Origin of the sequence: Pseudomonas sp. 37 R 15, assembly GCF_900004865.1 — a bacterium.
In the GTDB taxonomy this organism is placed as follows: domain Bacteria; phylum Pseudomonadota; class Gammaproteobacteria; order Pseudomonadales; family Pseudomonadaceae; genus Aquipseudomonas; species Aquipseudomonas fluorescens_AM.
On the sequence record NZ_CVTV01000027.1, the window covers coordinates 43,660 to 63,094 of the forward strand.

Here is a 19,435-nt window from a genome sequence, read left to right on the forward strand (position 1 = left end):
AAAGGCCATATGATGCCCTAAGGCGCAAGCACACTGCAGCTTCATTCCTCCTGCCCGCCATCACTGAACTGCAACGCCGCCAACCGCGCATACAGCGGATTGCTCGCAATCAACTGCTGATGCGTGCCCACGGCCACCAGCTTGCCCTGGTCCATCACCGCAATCCGATCGGCGTTTTTCACCGTGGCCAGGCGATGCGCGATCACCAGGGTGGTACGGCCCTGCATCAATTGCGGCAGGGCTTGCTGGATCAGGTGTTCGCTCTGGGCATCGAGGGCGCTGGTGGCTTCGTCGAGCAGCAGGATGGGCGCATCCACCAGCAACGCGCGGGCGATGGCCAGGCGTTGACGCTGACCGCCGGAGAGGCCCAGGCCACCGTCGCCCAGGTGGGTCTGGTAGCCGTCGGGCATTTGCAGGATGAAGTCGTGGGCATGGGCGATACGCGCAGCGGCTTCGACCTGTTCGCGGGTGGCGGTGGGGTTACCGTAGCGGATGTTGTCCTCGATGCTGCCGAAAAACAACGCCGGGCTCTGGGAGACCAGGGCGAAGTGGCGGCGCAGGTCCAGCGGGTCGAGTTCGGTCAGCGGCTGGCCTTCGAGCAGGATGCGGCCTTGCTGGGGGTCGTAGAAGCGCAGCAGCAGGTCAAACAGCGTCGATTTACCCGCGCCGGAAGGGCCCACCAGCGCGAGGGTTTCGCCGGGGTTGATCGTCAGGTTCAGGCCATCGATGGCGTAGCTGTCTGGCCGCGACGGGTAGGAAAAGCGCAGGTCCTCAAGCGCCATGCCCCCGCTGACACGCTCCGGCAAGCGCACGCTGCCGCTGGCCGGCGCCTGGATTTCGTTGCTCGACTGCAACAGTTCGCCAATCCGCTCTGCCGCGCCGGCGGCCCGCTGCAATTCGCCAAGCACTTCGCTCAAGGTGCCGACGGCGCTGCCGACGATCAGGCTGTAGAACACGAACGCCGCCAGCTCACCGCCGGAAATGCGCCCGTTGATCACGTCCATCCCGCCGACCCACAACATCACGCCCACGGCACCGAGCACCAGCATGATCACCAGGGTAATCAACCAGGAGCGCTGCAGGATGCGTTTGCGCGCAGTGGCAAACGCCTCCTCCACGGTCAGGGCAAAACGCTGTTCGTCCTGCGCCTGATGGTTATAAGCCTGCACGGTCTTGATCTGGCCCAAGGTTTCGGAAACATAGCTGCCGACATCGGCGATGCGGTCCTGGCTCAGCCGCGACAGACTGCGCACACGCCGGCCGAAGATGAGGATCGGCGCCAGCACCAACGGCAATGCCACCACGACAATGCTGGTGAGCTTGGGGTTGGTGATGAACAGCAGCACGATACCGCCAATGACCATCAAGGCATTGCGCAGGAACAGCGACAGCGATGAGCCGATCACCGATTGCAGCAAGGTGGTGTCGGTGGTCAGGCGCGACTGGATTTCCGAGCTGCGGTTGTTCTCGTAGAAACCGGGATGCAGGTAAATCAGGTGGTTGAACACCTGCCGGCGAATGTCCGCCACTACGCGCTCGCCGATCCACGACACCAGGTAGAAGCGCGTGAACGTACCCACCGCCAGGCCCAGCACCAGCAGCATGAACAGCGTGATGGACTGGTTGAGCAGGTGCGGGGACTGGGTCATGAACCCCTGGTCGACCAGCAGGCGTATGCCTTGCCCCATGGACAAGGTAATACCGGCGGTGACAATCAGCGCCAGCAGGGCGCCCAGCGCCTGCCAGCGATAGGGCGCAATAAAGCGGCTGGCCAAGCGAATTGCGCGGCGTTGACGGGTTGAAAACATAGGGCTTCACCACTGACGGAGTCTGACCCTCAACATTGGGGGAACTTGTGTAAATAACAATGAGTCAGGTTAATTATGCCCGCCGATAGAGGCCGCTAGAGGCTATCGGTCTAAGACTGATCTGGAAATATGTGCCGGTTTCTGGTGGACTGGGTGTTCGAACCGGTGAACGTGTATGGAGTTGTAATAGCTCGGTCACGCGGGGGAATTAAAGTAGGTACACAACCTGATGAGGAGACAGGCCATGACCTTGCAGAACAGCAGCGATGCCAAGATTGAAGTGATCCGCCAACCGCAGGAGCTGCCTTGCTCTTACATCGATGCCAAGGGCCTCGAAGTGCAGATTACCGAAGAGATGATCCAGCAAGCGTGCAGCGAACTGGAACAGCGCCTGGTCAAGCCTGCGCAGCAAGGCTGAAACGCCGACGCTCTTTCAAACCCGGCCCAGGTGGCCGGGTTTTTTATCGGCTGTCTAAACGCAGACCGCGCCCAGTGCGGTCACCATGCTCGACAACACGGCCGACTCGCCGTTGATGCGCACCTTCAGGCCATCGATCTCGCGGCGCTCAGGGTAATGCTTGCGCAATAAGTCAAAGGCTTTGCGCTGCTCGTCCACCGTTCCCACAAGGCTGCGACGCAAATCCGCATCATCGCGGCGCGGGTCATACACGCTGCGGCACAAGGTCGCCAACGCCCAGGCCGGGTCGGTCGACGCGTTCAGGTGCACCTCGGCCAGCCACGGTGGCGGCAGCAGGTCGCTCAAGTGAATGCTCGGCGCCTGGCCCAGGTGGGCACAGAACGCCTGATAGATCTGCGCAGTGCCGCGCTGCTTGCCGTCGAGGCTGTAGCCGGCGATGTGCGGGGTGGCCAGTACGCACAGGTCAGCCAGGTCGGCATCCACCTGCGGCTCACCCTCCCACACATCCAGTACCGCTTGCAGATCTTCGCGCTCAAGCAACACTTCGCGCAGGGCGGCGTTATCCACCACCGCGCCGCGACTGGCGTTGATCAGCCAAGCGCCGGGCTTGAGTTGTTCCAGGCGCTGGCGATCAAACAGATGCCAGGTGGCGCCATTGCCGGACTTGATCAGCGGCGTGTGCAGGCTGATCACGTCGCACTGCTCGATGATCTGTTGCAGGCTCACGTAGTCGCCGTCTTCGGCGATCTGCCGTGGCGGGTCACAGACCAATACGTTCCAACCCAGGCCCTTGAGCACCTGGACCAGCCGCCCGCCGACCTCACCGGCGCCAACGATGCCATAGGTACGCCGGGTAAGGTCGGCACCTTCGATTTCGGCCAGGGTCTGCAAGCTGCCCAGCACATAATCCACCACGCCCCGTGCATTGCAGCCGGGCGCGCTTGACCACTGGATACCGGCCTGCCGGAAATAATCGAGGTCCAGATGATCGGTGCCAATGGTGCAGGTGCCGACAAACCCCACCTTCGAGCCCTCGAGCAAGGCCCGGTTGACGTTGGTCACCGAGCGCACCAGCAGCACATCGGCCTGCTCCAGCGTGGCACGATCAATCGAGCGGCCGGGCACGCGGCGTATCTCGCCAAACCCTCGGAAGAATGCATCGAGCAGCGGAATATTTTCGTCGGCAACAATCAGCATGGCAGGCTCCTTTGGCGGATCAGCAGTGTACAGGCATGGGATTCAAGTAACACCCGGGATCCCTGTGGGAGGGGGCAAGCCTTCTACCACACAGGTTAGGGGGTGCCTGCGTAGTCGCATTACAAATCAGCAACACAGGTTTTTTCCTGACCCTTGCGTCAAAGCGTAGAATCCGCCGTCCTTGCGACTGCCTTTTTATTGGACATCTGTACGTGAACACTGCCACCGCTACCCTCACCCGCCCCGCCCGCATCCGCCGGGAAGTGCGCGGCCTGCTGACGCTGGCCCTGCCGATCATCATCGGCCAACTGGCAACCACCGCGATGAGCTTTGTCGACGCGGTGATGGCCGGGCGGGTCAGCCCCCAGGACCTGGCGGCGGTTGGCCTGGGTAACTCGATCTGGATCCCCGTGTACTTGCTGATGACGGGCACCCTGCTGGCCACCACGCCGAAAGTCGCGCAGCGCTATGGCGCGGGCAAGTTCAACGAAATCGGGCCTCTGGTGCGCCAGTCATTGTGGCTGGCCGTAGTGGTGGGCCTGTGCGGCGCCCTGTTGTTGCTGTGCGCCGAGCCGATACTGCACGCAATGAAGGTCGAGCCCGACCTGATCGAGCCGTCCATGGGCTATCTGCATGGCATCGCGGCCGGGATGCCGGCCATTGCGCTGTATTACGTGTTTCGCTGCTTCAGTGACGGCCTGGGGCGTACGCGGCCGAGCATGGTCATGGGCTTGTGCGGGTTGGCGCTGAACATTCCACTGAACTACATCTTCATCTACGGCCATCTCGGCCTGCCGGCCATGGGCGGCGTGGGCTGTGGCTGGGCGACGGCAATCGCGATGTGGGTGATGATGCTCGGCCTGGCCGGGTGGACGCGCTGGGGCGCGGCGTATCAGAGCAGTGAATTGTTCAAGCGCTTTGACTGGCCGCAATGGGCGGTGATCAAACGCGTACTGGGGATCGGCCTGCCGATTGGCGTGGCGATCTTTGCCGAATCGAGCATCTTCGCCGTCATTGCCCTGCTGCTGGGCAGCCTGGGCGCCACGGTGGTGTCCGGCCATCAGATCGCGCTGAATGTCAGCTCCCTGGTATTCATGATCCCCTACTCCCTGAGCATGGCCGTCACCGTGCGCGTCGGCCAGGCCCTGGGCCGTGGCGAACCGCGTGAAGCACGCTTTGCCGCAGGCGTTGGCATGGGCACAGCGCTGGCCTATGCCTGCTTGTCCTGCAGCCTGATGCTGGTGTTTCGCGAGCAGATTGCGGCGATCTACACCCCCGACCCGGTGGTGATCCACTTGGCATCGATGCTGCTCGTGTTCTCGGCGCTGTTCCAGTTCTCCGACTCCATCCAGGTGACCGCCGCCGGCGCGCTGCGCGGCTACCAGGACACACGGGTGACCATGGTACTGACCCTGTTTGCCTACTGGGGCGTGGGGTTGCCGGTAGGTTACGCCCTCGGGCTGACCGACTGGCTGGGCGAACCCAGCGGCCCAAGCGGCTTGTGGCAGGGCCTGATCGTGGGCCTGAGTTGCGCGGCCGGCATGCTGCTGGTGCGCCTGGCGCGCAGTGCGCGCCGGCGTATCCATGCAGGCACCGCGCTTACGCGCGCCGTGTAGGAGCGAGCTTGCTCGCGAAAAACCTGAGAGCGCCGGGTTAAACCGGAAGCGCTGCGTGATCGTTAGCGTTTTTCGCGAGCAAGCTCGCTCCTACAAGGGTTCGGCGGCTTTCTTGCGGATCCAGTAAAGGTACGTGCCGGCCTCTTCCTGCTGACTGACCAGTTCATGGTCAAGGAACACACAGAACTTGGGAATATCGCGGCGGGTCGACGGGTCGGTCGCGATCACCTTGAGCAGGCCGCCCGCCGGCAGGTCACGGATGTGCTGGTGCAGCATCATGACCGGCTCCGGGCAGTTGAGGCCGGTGGCGTCGAGGATGCCGTCGACGGGCAATTCAAGACTCATACTTCACTCCTAAACGAACCCGACTCCCTGTGGGAGGGGGCTTGCCCGCGATGACGGGGGCACATTCAACATACATTTCGACAGTGATACCGCTATCGCAGGCAAGCCAGCCTCCCACATTGGATATCAGTGTCTCTTGGGTTTCTTTACGTCCAGCAGTCGACGCAAGTGGCACGTCACTTCCTCACGGTCGTGGTACAGCTGCTTGCAGCCGATTTCCACACGAATGCCACGGGCCTTGAAGCCGTCTTCGATCCGCTCGAGCAAACGCTTCACCTCGGCATAACGCTGCTTCATCGGCAGCTTGAGGTTGACCACCGCCTCGCGGCAATGCCCCTCGCCGATCCAGGTTTCCAGCAACGCCGCGTTGCGCGCAGGCTTCTCGACGATGTCGCACACCATCCAGTCCACCGGTTGCTTGGGGACGAAGGTGAAACCGTCGGCCATCAAGTGCTGCACCAGGCCGGTGTCCATCAGGCTTTCGGCCATGGGGCCGTTATCGATGGCGGTCACCAGCATGCCCCGGTTGACCAACTGCCAGGTCCAGCCACCGGGGGCCGCGCCGAGGTCGACACCGGTCATGTCGCCGTGCAGGCGTTCATCCCATTGTTCGCGGGGGATGAAGTGGTGCCAGGCCTCCTCCAGCTTCAAGGTCGAGCGGCTTGGCGCGTCACGCGGGAACTTCAAACGCGGGATACCCATGGGCCACATTGCCGAGTTGTTCGGCTCGGCCAGGCCCATGAACACTTCGCGGCCGCTCTTGAACGTCAGCAGCAGGCGCGGCTTGCTCGGGTCGTCCACCAGCCTGCCCGCGTTAAGCAAGGCCTTGCGCAGGTGCACTTCGAATTTTTTGCAGAAGTTCGACAGTTCCTTGCCATCGTTGGTATCGACCATCTCCAGCCACAGGCTACCGCACACCGGGAACTCCCGCAGGTGGGCGAGGATCACGCTGATACGGTCGGTTTCCGGCAGGTCGATAAACACCCCGCGCGCCCACTGCCTTGGGAAGATCAGCTCGGCGAAGCGCTGGCCGTGCATCAGGCGCTGCGCGCCGTCTTCTTCAGTGCAGACAAATTCGGCGCAGGCGCTGCCGGTCTTGGCCTTGGCGTAGCCGGATACGTTCAGGCGCGCGGCGTGTTCCGCGATCTCGGAACAGACTTCGCCTTCAAAACCCGGGCGGCAGTGCATAAAAAGGGTGTTCAATTGAATCTCCTGGCAACTGGATTGCTCTATCGCAATACCTGTCATGAAAACGCGCGCATGATAGCCGAGTTCGGAACCTTGGACTCAGCGATAGAGTCCAGTTATTAGCCTGCTAATGAAAACAGCGCTAAGTTGAACGCTCTGTTCGTCCCGTCAGGTCCGTGGCCGTGCGGATCATAAGGAGTCATGTAATGTCATCCCTTGATAGCCTGAGAACCCTTAAGACACTGCAAATAGACAGCAACACCTACCACTACTTCAGCCTGCCCGAAGCCGCCAAGAGCCTGGGTGACCTGGACAAGCTGCCGATGTCGCTCAAAGTGCTGCTGGAAAACCTGCTGCGCTGGGAGGACAACAAAACCGTCACCGGCACTGACCTCAAGGCCATCGCCGCCTGGCTCAAGGAACGCCAGTCCGACCGCGAAATCCAATACCGCCCCGCCCGTGTGCTGATGCAGGACTTCACCGGTGTGCCCGCCGTGGTCGACCTGGCCGCCATGCGCGCCGCCGTGGCCAAGGCCGGCGGCGATCCGCAGCGCATCAACCCGCTGTCGCCGGTCGACCTGGTGATCGACCACTCGGTCATGGTCGACAAGTTCGGCAACGCCGACGCCTTCGAGCAGAACGTCGATATCGAAATGCAGCGCAACGGCGAACGCTACGCCTTCCTGCGCTGGGGCCAGAGCGCCTTCGATAACTTCAGCGTGGTGCTACCGGGCACCGGCATCTGCCATCAGGTCAACCTGGAATACCTGGGCCGCACCGTGTGGACCAAGGATGAAGAAGGCCGCACCTACGCCTTCCCCGACACCCTGGTGGGCACCGACTCCCACACCACCATGATCAACGGCCTGGGCGTACTCGGCTGGGGCGTGGGCGGCATTGAAGCGGAAGCGGCGATGCTCGGCCAGCCGGTATCGATGCTGATCCCGGAAGTGATCGGGTTCAAGCTTACCGGCAAATTGAAAGAAGGCATCACCGCCACCGACCTGGTGCTGACGGTGACCCAGATGCTGCGCAAAAAAGGCGTGGTGGGTAAATTCGTCGAATTCTATGGCGACGGCCTGGCCGACCTGCCGCTGGCCGACCGTGCCACCATTGCCAACATGGCGCCGGAGTATGGGGCCACCTGCGGCTTCTTCCCGGTCGACGAGGTGACGCTGGACTACCTGCGCCTGTCCGGTCGCCCGGCGGAAACCGTCAAGCTGGTCGAGGCCTACACCAAGGCCCAGGGCCTATGGCGCCACGCCGGCCAGGAGCCGATCTTCACCGACACCCTGGCCCTGGACATGGGCAGCGTCGAAGCCAGCCTCGCCGGGCCGAAACGCCCGCAGGACCGCGTCGCCCTGCCCAACGTCGGCCAGGCGTTCAGTGATTTCCTCGACCTGCAATTCAAACCCACCAGCAAGGAAGAAGGCCGCCTGGAAAGCGAAGGCGGCGGCGGTGTCGCCGTGGGCAATGCCGACCTGGTGGGCGAAGCCGACTATGAATACGAAGGCAACACCTATCGCCTGAAAAACGGTGCCGTGGTCATCGCCGCCATTACCTCCTGCACCAACACTTCCAACCCCAGCGTAATGATGGCGGCCGGGCTGTTGGCGAAGAAGGCCGTGGAAAAAGGCCTGACGCGCAAACCATGGGTCAAGAGCTCGCTGGCGCCTGGCTCGAAAGTGGTCACCGACTACTACAACGCGGCCGGCCTCACTCACTATCTGGACACACTCGGTTTCGACCTGGTGGGCTACGGCTGCACCACCTGCATCGGCAACTCCGGGCCGCTGCCCGAGCCGATTGAAAAAGCCATCCAGACAGCCGACCTCACCGTCGCATCGGTATTGTCCGGCAACCGCAACTTCGAAGGCCGCGTGCACCCGCTGGTGAAAACCAACTGGCTGGCCTCGCCGCCCCTGGTGGTGGCCTACGCGCTGGCCGGTACGGTACGTATCGACATCAGCAGCGAGCCGCTGGGTAACGACCGGCACGGCAACCCGGTGTACCTGAGGGACATCTGGCCCAGCAGCCAGGAGATCGCCGACGCGGTGGCCCAGGTCACCACGGGGATGTTCCACAAGGAATACGCCGAAGTGTTTGCCGGCGATGAACAGTGGCAAGCGATCGAGGTACCGCAGGCGGCGACCTACGTGTGGCAGCAGGACTCCACCTATATCCAGCATCCGCCGTTCTTCGACGACATCGCCGGCCCACTGCCAGTGATCAAAGACGTCAAGGGTGCCAACGTGCTGGCCCTGCTTGGCGACTCGGTGACCACCGACCACATCTCCCCCGCCGGCAACATCAAGACCGACAGCCCCGCCGGCCGTTACCTGCGCGAGCAAGGCGTGGAGCCACGGGACTTCAACTCCTACGGCTCACGTCGCGGCAACCATGAAGTGATGATGCGCGGTACCTTCGCCAATATCCGTATCCGCAATGAAATGCTCGGTGGCGAAGAAGGCGGCAACACCCTGTATATCCCCACCGGCGAGAAGATGGCGATTTACGATGCCGCCATGAAGTACCAGGCATCGGGCACCCCGTTGGTGGTGATCGCCGGCCAGGAATACGGCACCGGTTCGAGCCGCGACTGGGCGGCCAAGGGCACCAACCTGCTGGGGGTCAAGGCGGTGATCGCCGAGAGCTTCGAACGTATCCACCGCTCCAACCTGGTGGGCATGGGCGTACTGCCGCTGCAGTTCAAGCTGGACCAGAACCGCAAGGCGCTCAAGCTCACCGGCAAGGAGAAGATCGATATCCTCGGGCTGACCGATGCCGAGATCGAACCACGGATGAACCTGACGTTGGTGATTACGCGCGAAGATGGCAGCCGCGAGAAGATCGAGGTGCTGTGCCGGATTGATACCTTGAATGAGGTGGAATACTTCAAGGCGGGTGGGATCTTGCACTATGTGCTGCGCCAGTTGATCGCCTCTTAAGCAACACTGCCAAACCAATGTGGGAGGGGGCTTGCTCCCGATGGCGGAGTGTCAGGTTGAATATCTATACCTGATCAACCGCTATCGGGGGCAAGCCCCCTCCCACATTGACGGTATTCCACATTTCAAATCAGCCGAACAGCCACTTCCACAGCAATACCAGGACAAGCACTGCCAGCACCGGTCGCGCAATGCGGTAGGCCTTGGGGTGCTTGCGCTTCCACTGCTTGACCTGGCCGCTGAACGTGTCGCTGAAGGTCTTGCTCCAGGCATACGCCTGGTTGATCCCGCCCACGCGCTCGTCGTCCAGGTTCTGCGGCGCGGTCGCGCGTCCCAGTTGCTTGCTGACCCAACGGTTGATGCGGGTCATCAGGCGATTGCTCAACGGCCGCTCGATGTCACAGAACAGGATCACACGGGTCTTTTCAGTCTCGTTCTTCACCCAGTGCACGTAGGTTTCGTCGAACATCACGTCTTCACCGTCGCGCCAGGCATAGACCTGGCCATCGACGAAGATGCGACAGTCGTCGGAGTTTGGCGTGGACAGCCCCAGGTGATAGCGCAAAGAGCCGGCAAACGGGTCGCGGTGCGGGTTGAGGTGGCTGCCGCCCGGCAACAGCGCGAACATCGCGCCTTTCACGTTGGGAATGCTGCTGACCAGCGCCACGGTTTTCGGGCACAGGGCTTCGGCCGATGGCAGCGGTTTGTCGTACCACTTGAGGTAGAAGCGCTTCCAGCCTTTCTTGAAGAACGAGCCGAAACCGGCGTCGTTGTTCTTTTCGGCGGCGCGGATATAACCCTCGTCGAACAGGTGCATGGCCTCTTCGCGGATCACTTCCCAATTGTCCTTGAGCACGTCCAGTTCCGGGAACTTGCTGCGGTCCAGGTAAGGCTTGGACGGCACCGCGGAAAACAGGTACATCAAGGCGTTATACGGGGCGAACAGCGCCGAATGGTTGACGAACTGGCGCAGCATCGGCAAACGGGCCTTGCCGCGCAGGTGCACATACAGCGTACTGCCGATAAACAGCAGCAACACTGACAATTTGGCGGCCAAAGAAAAGGTCATGCAGCAACTCCTGAAGATAAGCGCCTGGCCAACAGCTTCCCGTCGCAGGGAAACCAGACGTAGCAGCCGGCCATGATAAACACTTGGCGCATTATGCAGAAGGCCCATGCCGACCGGCTGACCTGGATCAACACGCCTTGCCCCTGCAGGAGCGAGCTTGCTCGCGAAGAACGTCAACGATAACGCGGGTTGACTGATTCAACGTGGCGCTCTCAGGTTTTTCGCGAGCACGCTCGCTCCTACAGCCGATTCACGCCTGGTTTTCCTGGTCGGTGAACAGGTCACTGAACAGCATGCTCGACAGGTAACGCTCGCCCGAATCCGGCAGGATCACCACGATAGTCTTGCCCTGCATTTCCGGTTTTTCAGCCAGGCGCACCGCCACGGCCATGGCGGCGCCGCAGGAGATGCCGCACAAGATGCCCTCTTCCTGCATCAAGCGCAGGGCCATGGCCTTGGACTCGTCGTCGGTGACCAGTTCCACGCGGTCGACCATCGCCAAGTCGAGGTTTTTCGGCACGAAACCGGCGCCAATGCCCTGGATCTTGTGCGGGCTGGGCTTGATCTCTTCACCCGCCAGCGCCTGGGTGATCACCGGCGACACGGCCGGTTCCACCGCCACCGACAGGATCGGCTTGCCTGCGGTGTTCTTGATATAGCGCGACACACCGGTGATCGTGCCGCCAGTGCCCACGCCTGCCACCAGCACGTCCACAGCGCCATCGGTGTCGTTCCAGATTTCCGGGCCGGTGGTTTTCTCGTGGATGGCAGGGTTGGCCGGGTTTTCGAACTGGGCCGGCATGAAGTAGGTGCTCGGGTCGCCGGCGACGATTTCGCCCGCTTTCTCAATGGCGCCTTTCATGCCCTTGGCCGGTTCGGTCAGCACCAGCTCGGCGCCGAGGGCCTTGAGCACTTTACGCCGCTCGATGCTCATGGACGCGGGCATGGTCAGCAGCAGTTTGTAGCCACGTGCCGCCGCCACGAACGCCAGGCCGATCCCGGTATTGCCGGAGGTCGGTTCGACAATGGTCATGCCCGGCTTGAGCTTGCCGCTGCTTTCCGCGTCCCAGATCATGTTGGCGCCAATGCGGCACTTCACCGAGTAGCCTGGGTTACGTCCCTCGATCTTGGCCAGGATGGTGACCCCGCGCGGTGCGATGCGGTTGATCTGCACCAGGGGTGTATTACCGATGGAGTGCGCGTTGTCTGCAAAGATGCGGCTCATGACGGGTCCTGTTTGGCAATGTCGGAAAGGCCCCAAGGGTATGCCTCGTGCCACTAGGCGTCCAGTCGGAGGAACGTTGCGCCGTTTGCAGCAGTCAATCTCCTACGAGCAAGGAGAACTGCCCCATGAAACGTCGTTACAGTTGGCCGCTCTGGACCGTCGCCGGGCTGGTGCTGGTCCTGGTTGCCATACACATCGCGCTGCCTTACCTGGTGCGTAACTACCTGAATGAAAAGCTCGCCGACATGGGCGATTACCGTGGCGAAATTGCCGATGTGGACCTGGCCTTGTGGCGCGGCGCCTACCGGATCAACGGTCTGCAGATCGTCAAGGTGGACGGCAAGGTACCGGTGCCGTTCGTCAAGGCGCCGCTGATCGAGTTCGCGGTGAGCTGGCATTCACTGTGGTACGACCATGCCGTCGTGGCCGAAGGGCATTTCGTACGACCGGAGATCAACTTCGTCGACGGCGGCGCCAACAAGCAGGCGTCCCAGACCGGTAAAGGCACCGACTGGCAGGCACAACTGAGCAAACTGCTGCCGATCACCCTCAACGAAGTGCGCATCGAAGACGGCAAGATCGCCTTTCATAACTTCAGCTCCAAGCCTGAGGTGAATATCAACGCCACCGGGGTCAACGCCAGTCTCTACAACCTGACCAACGTGGTGGACGTCCAGGGCAAGCGCGACGCGCGCTTTGAGGGCAAGGCGCTGCTGCAAGGCCAGGCGCCACTGGAAGCCAGCGCCACCTTTGACCCGCTGAGTGATTTCGAAGAGTTCGAGTTCCGCTTTCGCGCCCGCGACCTGCAACTCAAGCGCATGAATGACTTCGCCTCGGCCTACGGCAAGTTCGACTTCAAGGCCGGCACCGGCGATGTGGTGGTCGAAGCCCAGGCCGAAAAAGGCCAACTGAGCGGCTACATCAAGCCACTGTTGCGCGATGTCGAGGTATTCGACTGGCAGCAGGACGTGGAAAACAAAGACAAGAACATCTTCCGCTCGATCTGGGAGGCCGTGGTCGGCGCCAGCGAGACGGTATTGAAGAACCAGCGCAAGAACCAGTTCGCGACCCGCGTGGAGCTGAGCGGCAGCGTGCACCAGCAGAATGTCAGTGCGTTTTCTGCGGTGATCGCGATCCTGCGCAATGGCTTTATCCAGGCCTTCAATGCCCGCTACGAACAACCCAAGCCTAGCGCCGATTAAAACTGTGGGAGGGGGCTTGCTCCCGATGGCGGTGTGTCAGTTTATACATCTGTGACTGACCCCCCGCTATCGGGGGCAAGCCCCCTGCCACATTGACTGCGTTGACCGGACTGACGTGACCGGCCATTCAGAGACTGAATAACTCGTCTGCGTTCACAGTCGCCGGGGCTGCGCGGTATAGTCGGGCATTGATGAATGTGAGGAATGACCGATGAAGTTCGAAGGCACCCAGGCCTATGTGGCTACCGATGACCTGAAACTGGCCGTCAACGCCGCCATCACCCTGGAGCGGCCATTGCTGGTCAAGGGCGAACCGGGCACCGGCAAGACCATGCTCGCCGAGCAACTGGCCGAGTCCTTCGGCGCCAGGTTGATCACCTGGCACATCAAGTCCACCACCAAGGCGCACCAGGGCCTCTACGAGTACGACGCGGTCAGCCGCCTGCGCGACTCGCAGCTGGGCGTGGACAAAGTGCATGACGTACGCAACTACCTGAAAAAGGGCAAGCTGTGGGAGGCTTTCGAGTCCGAAGAGCGAGTGATCCTGCTGATCGATGAAATCGACAAGGCCGACATCGAGTTCCCCAACGACCTGTTGCAGGAACTCGACAAGATGGAGTTCTACGTCTACGAAATCGACGAGACCATCAAGGCCAAAAAACGCCCGATCATCATCATTACTTCCAACAACGAGAAAGAGCTGCCGGACGCCTTCCTGCGCCGCTGCTTCTTCCACTACATCGCCTTCCCTGACCGCACGACCCTGCAAAAAATCGTCGATGTGCACTATCCGAACATCAAGAAAGACCTGGTCAGCGAAGCGCTGGACGTGTTCTTTGACGTGCGCAAGGTGCCAGGCCTGAAGAAAAAACCCTCCACCTCCGAACTGGTCGATTGGCTCAAGCTGCTGATGGCCGACAATATCGGCGAAGCGGTATTGCGCGAACGCGACCCGACCAAGGCCATCCCTCCACTGGCCGGGGCCCTGGTGAAGAACGAGCAAGACGTGCAACTCCTGGAACGTCTGGCATTCATGAGCCGTCGCGGTAATCGATAATGTTGCTCAACCTGTTCAATGAAATGCGTGCCGCCAAGGTGCCGGTCTCGGTACGCGAACTGCTCGACCTGATCAACGCGCTGAAACAGCGCGTGACCTTCGCCGACATGGACGAGTTCTACTACCTGGCGCGGGCGATCCTGGTCAAGGACGAGCGGCACTTCGACAAGTTCGACCGGGCTTTTGGCGCCTACTTCAACGGCCTGGAAAAGCTCGATGACCACTTGCAGGCGCTGATCCCGGAAGACTGGCTGCGCAAGGAGTTCGAACGCTCGCTGAGCGATGAGGAACGCGCGCAGATCCAGTCCCTCGGCGGCCTCGACAAGCTGATCGAGGCATTCAAGAAGCGCCTGGAGGAACAGAAGGAACGCCACGCCGGCGGCAACAAGTGGATTGGTACCGGCGGCACCAGTCCCTTTGGTTCCGGCGGCTACAACCCCGAAGGCATCCGCGTGGGTGATGCCGGCAAGCGCCAGGGCAAGGCGGTCAAAGTCTGGGACCAGCGCGAGTACAAGAACCTCGACGACCAGGTTGAGTTGGGCACGCGCAATATCAAGATCGCCCTGCGCCGCCTGCGCAAGTTTGCCCGCCAGGGCGCCGCTGAAGAGCTGGACATCGACGGCACCATCGACCACACCGCACGCGACGCCGGGCTGCTGAATATCCAGATGCGTCCTGAACGGCGCAACACCATCAAGCTGCTGTTGCTGTTTGACATCGGCGGCTCGATGGACGCCCACGTGAAGACCTGCGAAGAACTGTTCTCAGCGTGCAAAACCGAGTTCAAGCACCTGGAGTACTTCTACTTCCATAACTTCGTGTACGAGTCGGTATGGAAGAACAACCAGCGGCGCACGTCCGAACGCACCTCCACCCAGGACCTGCTGCACAAATACGGCGCCGACTACAAAGTGATTTTTATCGGCGATGCGGCCATGGCGCCCTATGAAATCACCCAGGCCGGCGGCAGCGTCGAGCATTGGAACGAAGAGCCTGGCTACGTGTGGATGCAGCGCTTCATGGCCAAGTACAAGAAGTTGATCTGGATTAACCCGTACCCAAAGGATACCTGGGGTTATACAGCGTCAACGGGGATTGTGCGGGAGTTGGTCGAAGATCAGATGTATCCGCTGACACTGCGCGGATTGGAAGAAGGCATGCGCTTTTTATCAAAATAGCCTTCAGCCAGTGACCCGCACCGCGTAGTGTGCGGGCCCGTTTTCAGCAGTGCTCGGCGTCTATCCAGCCGAATGCCAGGAACAGCGTGGAAAACTTCTTGACCAGTTCAGCGTCCCTTTTGTCGACCTTCTGGTCATTGTTAACGTCCTGGTAGATCGCCGTCGCGCCCTGACCATTCCCGTCGGCATACAATGCGGCGGTGTAGACCAGGCTTTCATCGCACGGCGCGCCCGCACCCTGATGAAAATGCAGGCGCACGGTGTCCGGCACGCCGTTGTCGTCAAAGTCTCGAGCAAACACCTGCAGATATTTATCGAACGGCTCATCCAGGCTGTACCAGTTGAACTCAAGAAACAACTGGGCCAGTTCGATCGCTTGGGCCCTATCGACCGCGTCAATGACGCCATCCTGATTCACATCATCGGCAATTATCCAATCCAGCTTTCCATCATCGGTAATATCAAAGGCCGTGGCGCTGTGGGAAATTGTCGGCGTACGCGTATCGTCATGGAACTCCAGATACACCACGTCCGGAACATCATCATCAAGCACGTCTTGTGCGTAAATTTTCAAATAGCGCATGTTAAAACTCAGTATCGAATGGAACACCAGCTTTTCACTGCGTCATCGGTAGGGCCATACGACAAACTCCCTATCATCATGGGACTTTTCCGAAAATTGCAACGCACTCTTTGAAACACAGGTTTCGCAGGAACCCATCGCGCCCGGCTCAAATGAGTCGGCGCAAGAACTCTACCTGCTGCCGATGCGCAGTCTCCTGAACCATCGGCGCCAACCGTAGCTTCTCACCGGGCAAGCATTGCGCCAGGCGCGCCAGCGCCAACGGCGTCAACGCACCTAGACGCGGATACCCACCAATCGTCTGCCGGTCATTGAGCAACACAATCGGCTGCCCATCCGGTGGCACCTGGATCGCGCCCAACGGAATGCCTTCGGAAATCAACGACGGCCCCTGGTACTGCAGGGGTGTGCCCAGCAAGCGCATGCCCATGCGGTCGGCGCGGCTGTCCAGAGCCCACTCGGTGTTGAAGGCGTCGAATAAACTCTGCCCGCTGAACTGGCCGATTTGCGCCCCCAGGATTACGTCCAGCGATGAAGCGGATGGCAAATCCGGGTTAGCCAGCACTTTCATCGCGCCCCCGGTACCGGAATAGGTCAACCGCCCGCCCTCGGCCAATGCCTTGCCATACCCGTCCACCCCGCCCAATGCCTCACGCACTACGGTGGCACAACTGCCGAGCACTGCCTGCGCATCAAACCCACCGGGCGCGGCCAGATAAGCCCGTGCTCCACTGAACGGTTGGGTGAAGCGCAGGCGCTGGCCCTTTTGCAGGATAAAGCTGCGCCCGGGGCTGATGGCCCGCTCGTCGATATAGGCGCCCAGGTCCGCACCGGCCAGCGCCAACAAGCAGTAGTCCTCGGCCTGCACGGTAAAACCGCCCAGGGTAATTTCTATTACCGGCGCATCCAGGGCATTGTCCAGCAGCCAATTGGCCCATGACATCGACACCCAGTCCAGCGCCCCGCCCTGGGTCACGCCCAGGTGGCGTACGCCGAAACGCCCGGCGTCCTGCAACAGGCACAGCGGTGTGCTGGCCTCAATCATCAAGCGGCTCATGCGTGCGCCTCCAGAGGCGCGTCATCACCACCCAGGTTGACGAACTCAGCGTGGCTGACCGCCTCGAAACGCACCGTGTCGCCGGGCTGCATCAAGCTGTAGCCGTCGCGTTCGCGGTCGAAGAGTGTGGCCGGGGTGCGCCCGATCAGGTTCCAGCCGCCGGGGGATACCACTGGATAGGCGGCGGTTTGCCGCTCGGCGATACCCACGCTGCCGGCCGCTACGCGTTTGCGCGGGGTGTTGAGACGCGGCGTGGCGAGGATGTCGTCCACCAGCCCCATAAAGGCAAAACCGGGGGCGAAACCCAGGGCGAACACCTGATACAGGTGGTCGCTGTGGCGACGAATCACCTCAGCGACCGCCAGCCCGCTGCGCTGCGACAGCAAGCTCAGCTCCGGCCCGACGCTGAGGTCGTACCATACCGGCAGCACATGGCAACGGCCGCCGCCCTGGGCCTGGGGCTGCAGGTCGGTCAGGGCCTGGTCGATCAACGCCCGTGCCTGGGCCGGGGTCAGGAGGGTGAGGTCGTAATGCACCATCAAAGTGGTGTAGGACGGCACCAGGTCAACCAGCGCGCTGCCGAACCCGCTGCGCAGACGTTGGGTGGCGGCAAGCATCCAGGGCATGTTGGCTTCGGCAATCACGTCAAACAAACGCACCATCAGGCAGTCGATGGCCACCACTTCAATCCGTGGCTTCATGCTGGCCTCAACGCCTCGCGGATACGCTGCACCGCGGCCATCGAGCTGGCGTTATCACCGTGTACGCACAGCGTATTGGCCTGCAGGACCAGCGGGCTGCCGTCACTGGCAGTCAGCGCCTCACCGCGGGAAAGGGTCAGGGCCTGTTCGACGATGGTGTCGGCGTCATGATGCACCGCGCCCGGCAACTGGCGCGAAACCAGATGGCCCTGGCTGTCATAGGCGCGGTCGGCAAAGGCTTCGAACCACAGGGTCACGCCGTATTCATCGCCCAGGGCCTGGGCCGCGCTGTTGTCGCGCGTGGCCAGCAGCATCAGCGGCAGGTCGCCGTAAGCAGCCACGGCCTGCAACACCGCGCGCAGCTGTGCGGGGTTGGCCATCATGTCGTTGTACATGGCGCCATGCGGTTTCACGTAACTGACGCGCCCGCCTTGGGCGCGGCAGATACCCTCCAGCGCACCGATCTGGTAATGCAACAGGTCCTGGATTTCCTGAGGGGTGTACTGCATGGAGCGTCGGCCGAAACCTTGCAGGTCCTGATAGGCCGGGTGAGCGCCTACTTGCACGCCATGCTTGAGCGCCAGGCTGACGGTCTTGCGCATGATGCTCGGGTCGCCGGCATGGAAGCCGCACGCCACGTTGGCGCAGTCGATGAACGGCATGACTTCGGCGTCCAGACCCAGGGTCCAGTTGCCGAAGCTCTCGCCGATGTCGCAATTCAATAGCAGGCGGCTCACGGGGTCGCTCCTGTAGGCTTTGTTTTTTTGTAGTGTGGGATCTTTTACCAACATCTCGCAACGATGTTGTCCTGAAACCCAACGACGCTTATCGTGGAACGGCTCGATTTTTGGCGCCGGCACGCTGCGGCGTCCAACTAATAAAAACCGATCCATGCATAAGAAAAAGTTGATCCCATGAATTTGAAGTTCCTCGAAACCTTCGTCTGGGTGGCCAAGCTCAAGAGTTTCCGCCTGACCGCCGAAAAGCTGTTCACCACCCAGGCGTCGATCTCCAGCCGCATTGCAGTGCTGGAGAGCGAGTTGGGGGTGAAGCTGTTCCTGCGCGATTCGCGCGGCGTGAGCCTGACCCCGGAAGGTTTGAAGGTGCTCGATTATGCCGAGCAGATGATGGTGACCCTGCAGGGCTTGAAGCAGTCCCTGGAAACCACCAGCAGCAAGGTCGGACGGATTCGGATCGGCGCAATGGACACGGTGATCCACACCTGGCTCAGCCCGTTGGTCGCCGAGTTGATGAGCCTGTTCCCGCGGGTGGAAATCGAATTGGTCGCCGATACTGCGTTGAACCTCAGCGATCAGCTGCAAAAAGGCTTCCTTGACCTGATCCTGCAGACCGACCTGCTGCGCCTGGAAAGCGTGCGCAGCCTGGAACTGGGCAGTCACCCCATGGCCTGGATTGTCGCCAGCCAGTCGATTTATAACCGCGATTACGCCTCCCTCGCCGAATTGGCCCAGGAACGCATCATCACCTACTCGAAAAACTCCTGCCCCCATCAGGATGTGTTGAGTTTGATGCAGGCCAACGGCGTCGCCGCACCCCGCATGAACTGCGTCAACTCGGTATCAGCCATCACCCGGTTACTGCGCGACGGGTTTGGCATTGGCGCGCTGCCGCCGGTGCTGGTCAGTGAAGAGCTGGCACGGGGGGATCTGGTGATGCTGCCGATGGCGCAGCACCTGCCGAATCTGCAAGTGGTGGTGTCGTGGCGCGTGGGGGTGGAGTTGGTGGAGGAGATTGTGGGGTTGTGCCAGAAGGTCGTGGCTCGCTATGCCGAGCAGGTCGGTAAAGAGCGGATGGTGCTGAGTTAAACCGGGTCAAAATGTGG

At 61.4% G+C, this 19,435-nt stretch carries 17 protein-coding genes; 7 read left to right on the forward strand and 10 right to left on the reverse strand.

Annotated features, from left to right (window positions below; translation table 11 throughout):
- Positions 1-41 precede the first annotated feature (41 nt).
- Positions 42-1,808: an ABC transporter transmembrane domain-containing protein gene (locus BFQ04_RS08950; protein WP_065950501.1), complete on the reverse strand. Its 1,767-nt coding sequence runs from the start codon at positions 1,806-1,808 to the stop codon at positions 42-44.
- 244 nt (positions 1,809-2,052) lie between these two features.
- On the opposite strand from BFQ04_RS08950, the gene BFQ04_RS29635 reads away from it, so the two are divergent.
- Positions 2,053-2,226 carry a PA1571 family protein gene (locus BFQ04_RS29635; RefSeq protein WP_175413266.1) on the forward strand — a complete coding sequence of 58 codons (174 nt, stop codon included), beginning with the start codon at positions 2,053-2,055 and terminating at the stop codon, positions 2,224-2,226.
- Positions 2,227-2,280: 54 nt separating this feature from the next.
- Here BFQ04_RS29635 and pdxB read toward each other — a convergent pair whose 3' ends face one another.
- Positions 2,281-3,423 carry a 4-phosphoerythronate dehydrogenase PdxB gene (gene pdxB, locus BFQ04_RS08955; RefSeq protein ID WP_065950502.1) on the reverse strand — a complete coding sequence of 381 codons (1,143 nt, stop codon included), beginning with the start codon at positions 3,421-3,423 and terminating at the stop codon, positions 2,281-2,283.
- Between the two features lie 212 nt (positions 3,424-3,635).
- Between pdxB and BFQ04_RS08960 the strand changes: the two genes are divergently transcribed.
- Entirely contained in the window at positions 3,636-5,039 is a 1,404-nt protein-coding gene (locus tag BFQ04_RS08960; protein ID WP_065950503.1) for an MATE family efflux transporter, read from the forward strand.
- Between the two features lie 90 nt (positions 5,040-5,129).
- Here the strand turns inward: BFQ04_RS08960 and tusA are convergent, their stop codons facing one another.
- Both tusA and rlmM read right to left on the reverse strand, forming a co-directional pair.
- Positions 5,130-5,384: a sulfurtransferase TusA gene (gene tusA, locus BFQ04_RS08965; protein ID WP_065950504.1), complete on the reverse strand. Its 255-nt coding sequence runs from the start codon at positions 5,382-5,384 to the stop codon at positions 5,130-5,132.
- Between the two features lie 126 nt (positions 5,385-5,510).
- Positions 5,511-6,587 (reverse strand): 23S rRNA (cytidine(2498)-2'-O)-methyltransferase RlmM, encoded by a 1,077-nt coding sequence (gene rlmM, locus BFQ04_RS08970; RefSeq protein WP_065950505.1) that lies wholly within the window; start codon positions 6,585-6,587, stop codon positions 5,511-5,513.
- A 191-nt stretch (positions 6,588-6,778) separates the two neighbouring features.
- Between rlmM and acnA the strand changes: the two genes are divergently transcribed.
- The gene (acnA, locus tag BFQ04_RS08975; protein ID WP_065950506.1) at positions 6,779-9,520 is read left to right on the forward strand and encodes an aconitate hydratase AcnA; all 2,742 of its coding nucleotides are present in this window, start codon (positions 6,779-6,781) and stop codon (positions 9,518-9,520) included.
- A 130-nt stretch (positions 9,521-9,650) separates the two neighbouring features.
- Here the strand turns inward: acnA and BFQ04_RS08980 are convergent, their stop codons facing one another.
- Positions 9,651-10,589 carry an aspartyl/asparaginyl beta-hydroxylase domain-containing protein gene (locus tag BFQ04_RS08980; protein WP_065950507.1) on the reverse strand — a complete coding sequence of 313 codons (939 nt, stop codon included), beginning with the start codon at positions 10,587-10,589 and terminating at the stop codon, positions 9,651-9,653.
- A 250-nt stretch (positions 10,590-10,839) separates the two neighbouring features.
- On the reverse strand, positions 10,840-11,814 hold the full coding sequence (gene cysK, locus BFQ04_RS08985; RefSeq protein ID WP_065950508.1) for a cysteine synthase A: 975 nt from the start codon (positions 11,812-11,814) through the stop codon (positions 10,840-10,842).
- Between the two features lie 125 nt (positions 11,815-11,939).
- On the opposite strand from cysK, the gene BFQ04_RS08990 reads away from it, so the two are divergent.
- The 3 genes from BFQ04_RS08990 to BFQ04_RS09000 all read left to right on the forward strand — a co-directional run bounded on the left by BFQ04_RS08990 (position 11,940) and on the right by BFQ04_RS09000 (position 15,251).
- Positions 11,940-13,016, forward strand: a complete 1,077-nt coding sequence (locus BFQ04_RS08990) for a DUF748 domain-containing protein (RefSeq protein ID WP_065950509.1) — start codon at positions 11,940-11,942, stop codon at positions 13,014-13,016.
- Between the two features lie 211 nt (positions 13,017-13,227).
- Positions 13,228-14,073, forward strand: a complete 846-nt coding sequence (locus tag BFQ04_RS08995; RefSeq protein WP_048725782.1) for an AAA family ATPase — start codon at positions 13,228-13,230, stop codon at positions 14,071-14,073.
- Positions 14,073-15,251 (forward strand): vWA domain-containing protein, encoded by a 1,179-nt coding sequence (locus BFQ04_RS09000; protein ID WP_065950510.1) that lies wholly within the window; start codon positions 14,073-14,075, stop codon positions 15,249-15,251. The genes BFQ04_RS08995 and BFQ04_RS09000 overlap by 1 nt, the downstream gene beginning before the upstream one ends.
- A gap of 43 nt (positions 15,252-15,294) precedes the next feature.
- Here BFQ04_RS09000 and BFQ04_RS09005 read toward each other — a convergent pair whose 3' ends face one another.
- From BFQ04_RS09005 to BFQ04_RS09020, 4 genes are all read right to left on the reverse strand, one after another.
- Positions 15,295-15,834 (reverse strand): hypothetical protein, encoded by a 540-nt coding sequence (locus BFQ04_RS09005; protein WP_065950511.1) that lies wholly within the window; start codon positions 15,832-15,834, stop codon positions 15,295-15,297.
- A gap of 148 nt (positions 15,835-15,982) precedes the next feature.
- On the reverse strand, positions 15,983-16,891 hold the full coding sequence (locus BFQ04_RS09010) for a 5-oxoprolinase subunit C family protein (RefSeq protein ID WP_065950512.1): 909 nt from the start codon (positions 16,889-16,891) through the stop codon (positions 15,983-15,985).
- Entirely contained in the window at positions 16,888-17,592 is a 705-nt protein-coding gene (locus BFQ04_RS09015; protein ID WP_065950513.1) for a 5-oxoprolinase subunit B family protein, read from the reverse strand. Before BFQ04_RS09015 ends, BFQ04_RS09010 begins: the two co-directional genes overlap by 4 nt.
- Positions 17,589-18,329 carry a 5-oxoprolinase subunit PxpA gene (locus BFQ04_RS09020; RefSeq protein WP_065950514.1) on the reverse strand — a complete coding sequence of 247 codons (741 nt, stop codon included), beginning with the start codon at positions 18,327-18,329 and terminating at the stop codon, positions 17,589-17,591. The genes BFQ04_RS09015 and BFQ04_RS09020 overlap by 4 nt, the downstream gene beginning before the upstream one ends.
- A gap of 177 nt (positions 18,330-18,506) precedes the next feature.
- Here BFQ04_RS09020 and BFQ04_RS09025 point away from each other — a divergent pair, with 177 nt between their 5' ends.
- Positions 18,507-19,418, forward strand: a complete 912-nt coding sequence (locus BFQ04_RS09025; protein WP_065950515.1) for a LysR family transcriptional regulator — start codon at positions 18,507-18,509, stop codon at positions 19,416-19,418.
- The last annotated feature ends 17 nt before the right edge of the window (positions 19,419-19,435 follow it).

Excerpts from the sequence above, each read along its gene's own strand:
- BFQ04_RS08950 (WP_065950501.1), bottom strand. The coding sequence starts at position 1,808 with ATGTTTTCAACCCGTCAACGCCGCGCAATTCGCTTGGCCAGCCGCTTT.
- BFQ04_RS29635 (WP_175413266.1), top strand. The coding sequence starts at position 2,053 with ATGACCTTGCAGAACAGCAGCGATGCCAAGATTGAAGTGATCCGCCAA.
- tusA (WP_065950504.1), bottom strand. The coding sequence starts at position 5,384 with ATGAGTCTTGAATTGCCCGTCGACGGCATCCTCGACGCCACCGGCCTC.
- BFQ04_RS09010 (WP_065950512.1), bottom strand. The coding sequence starts at position 16,891 with ATGAGCCGCTTGATGATTGAGGCCAGCACACCGCTGTGCCTGTTGCAG.
- acnA (WP_065950506.1), top strand. The coding sequence starts at position 6,779 with ATGTCATCCCTTGATAGCCTGAGAACCCTTAAGACACTGCAAATAGAC.
- BFQ04_RS09000 (WP_065950510.1), top strand. The coding sequence starts at position 14,073 with ATGTTGCTCAACCTGTTCAATGAAATGCGTGCCGCCAAGGTGCCGGTC.
- cysK (WP_065950508.1), bottom strand. The coding sequence starts at position 11,814 with ATGAGCCGCATCTTTGCAGACAACGCGCACTCCATCGGTAATACACCC.
- BFQ04_RS08995 (WP_048725782.1), top strand. The coding sequence starts at position 13,228 with ATGAAGTTCGAAGGCACCCAGGCCTATGTGGCTACCGATGACCTGAAA.
- BFQ04_RS08990 (WP_065950509.1), top strand. The coding sequence starts at position 11,940 with ATGAAACGTCGTTACAGTTGGCCGCTCTGGACCGTCGCCGGGCTGGTG.
- BFQ04_RS08980 (WP_065950507.1), bottom strand. The coding sequence starts at position 10,589 with ATGACCTTTTCTTTGGCCGCCAAATTGTCAGTGTTGCTGCTGTTTATC.
- pdxB (WP_065950502.1), bottom strand. The coding sequence starts at position 3,423 with ATGCTGATTGTTGCCGACGAAAATATTCCGCTGCTCGATGCATTCTTC.
- BFQ04_RS09025 (WP_065950515.1), top strand. The coding sequence starts at position 18,507 with ATGAATTTGAAGTTCCTCGAAACCTTCGTCTGGGTGGCCAAGCTCAAG.
- BFQ04_RS09005 (WP_065950511.1), bottom strand. The coding sequence starts at position 15,834 with ATGCGCTATTTGAAAATTTACGCACAAGACGTGCTTGATGATGATGTT.
- BFQ04_RS09015 (WP_065950513.1), bottom strand. The coding sequence starts at position 17,592 with ATGAAGCCACGGATTGAAGTGGTGGCCATCGACTGCCTGATGGTGCGT.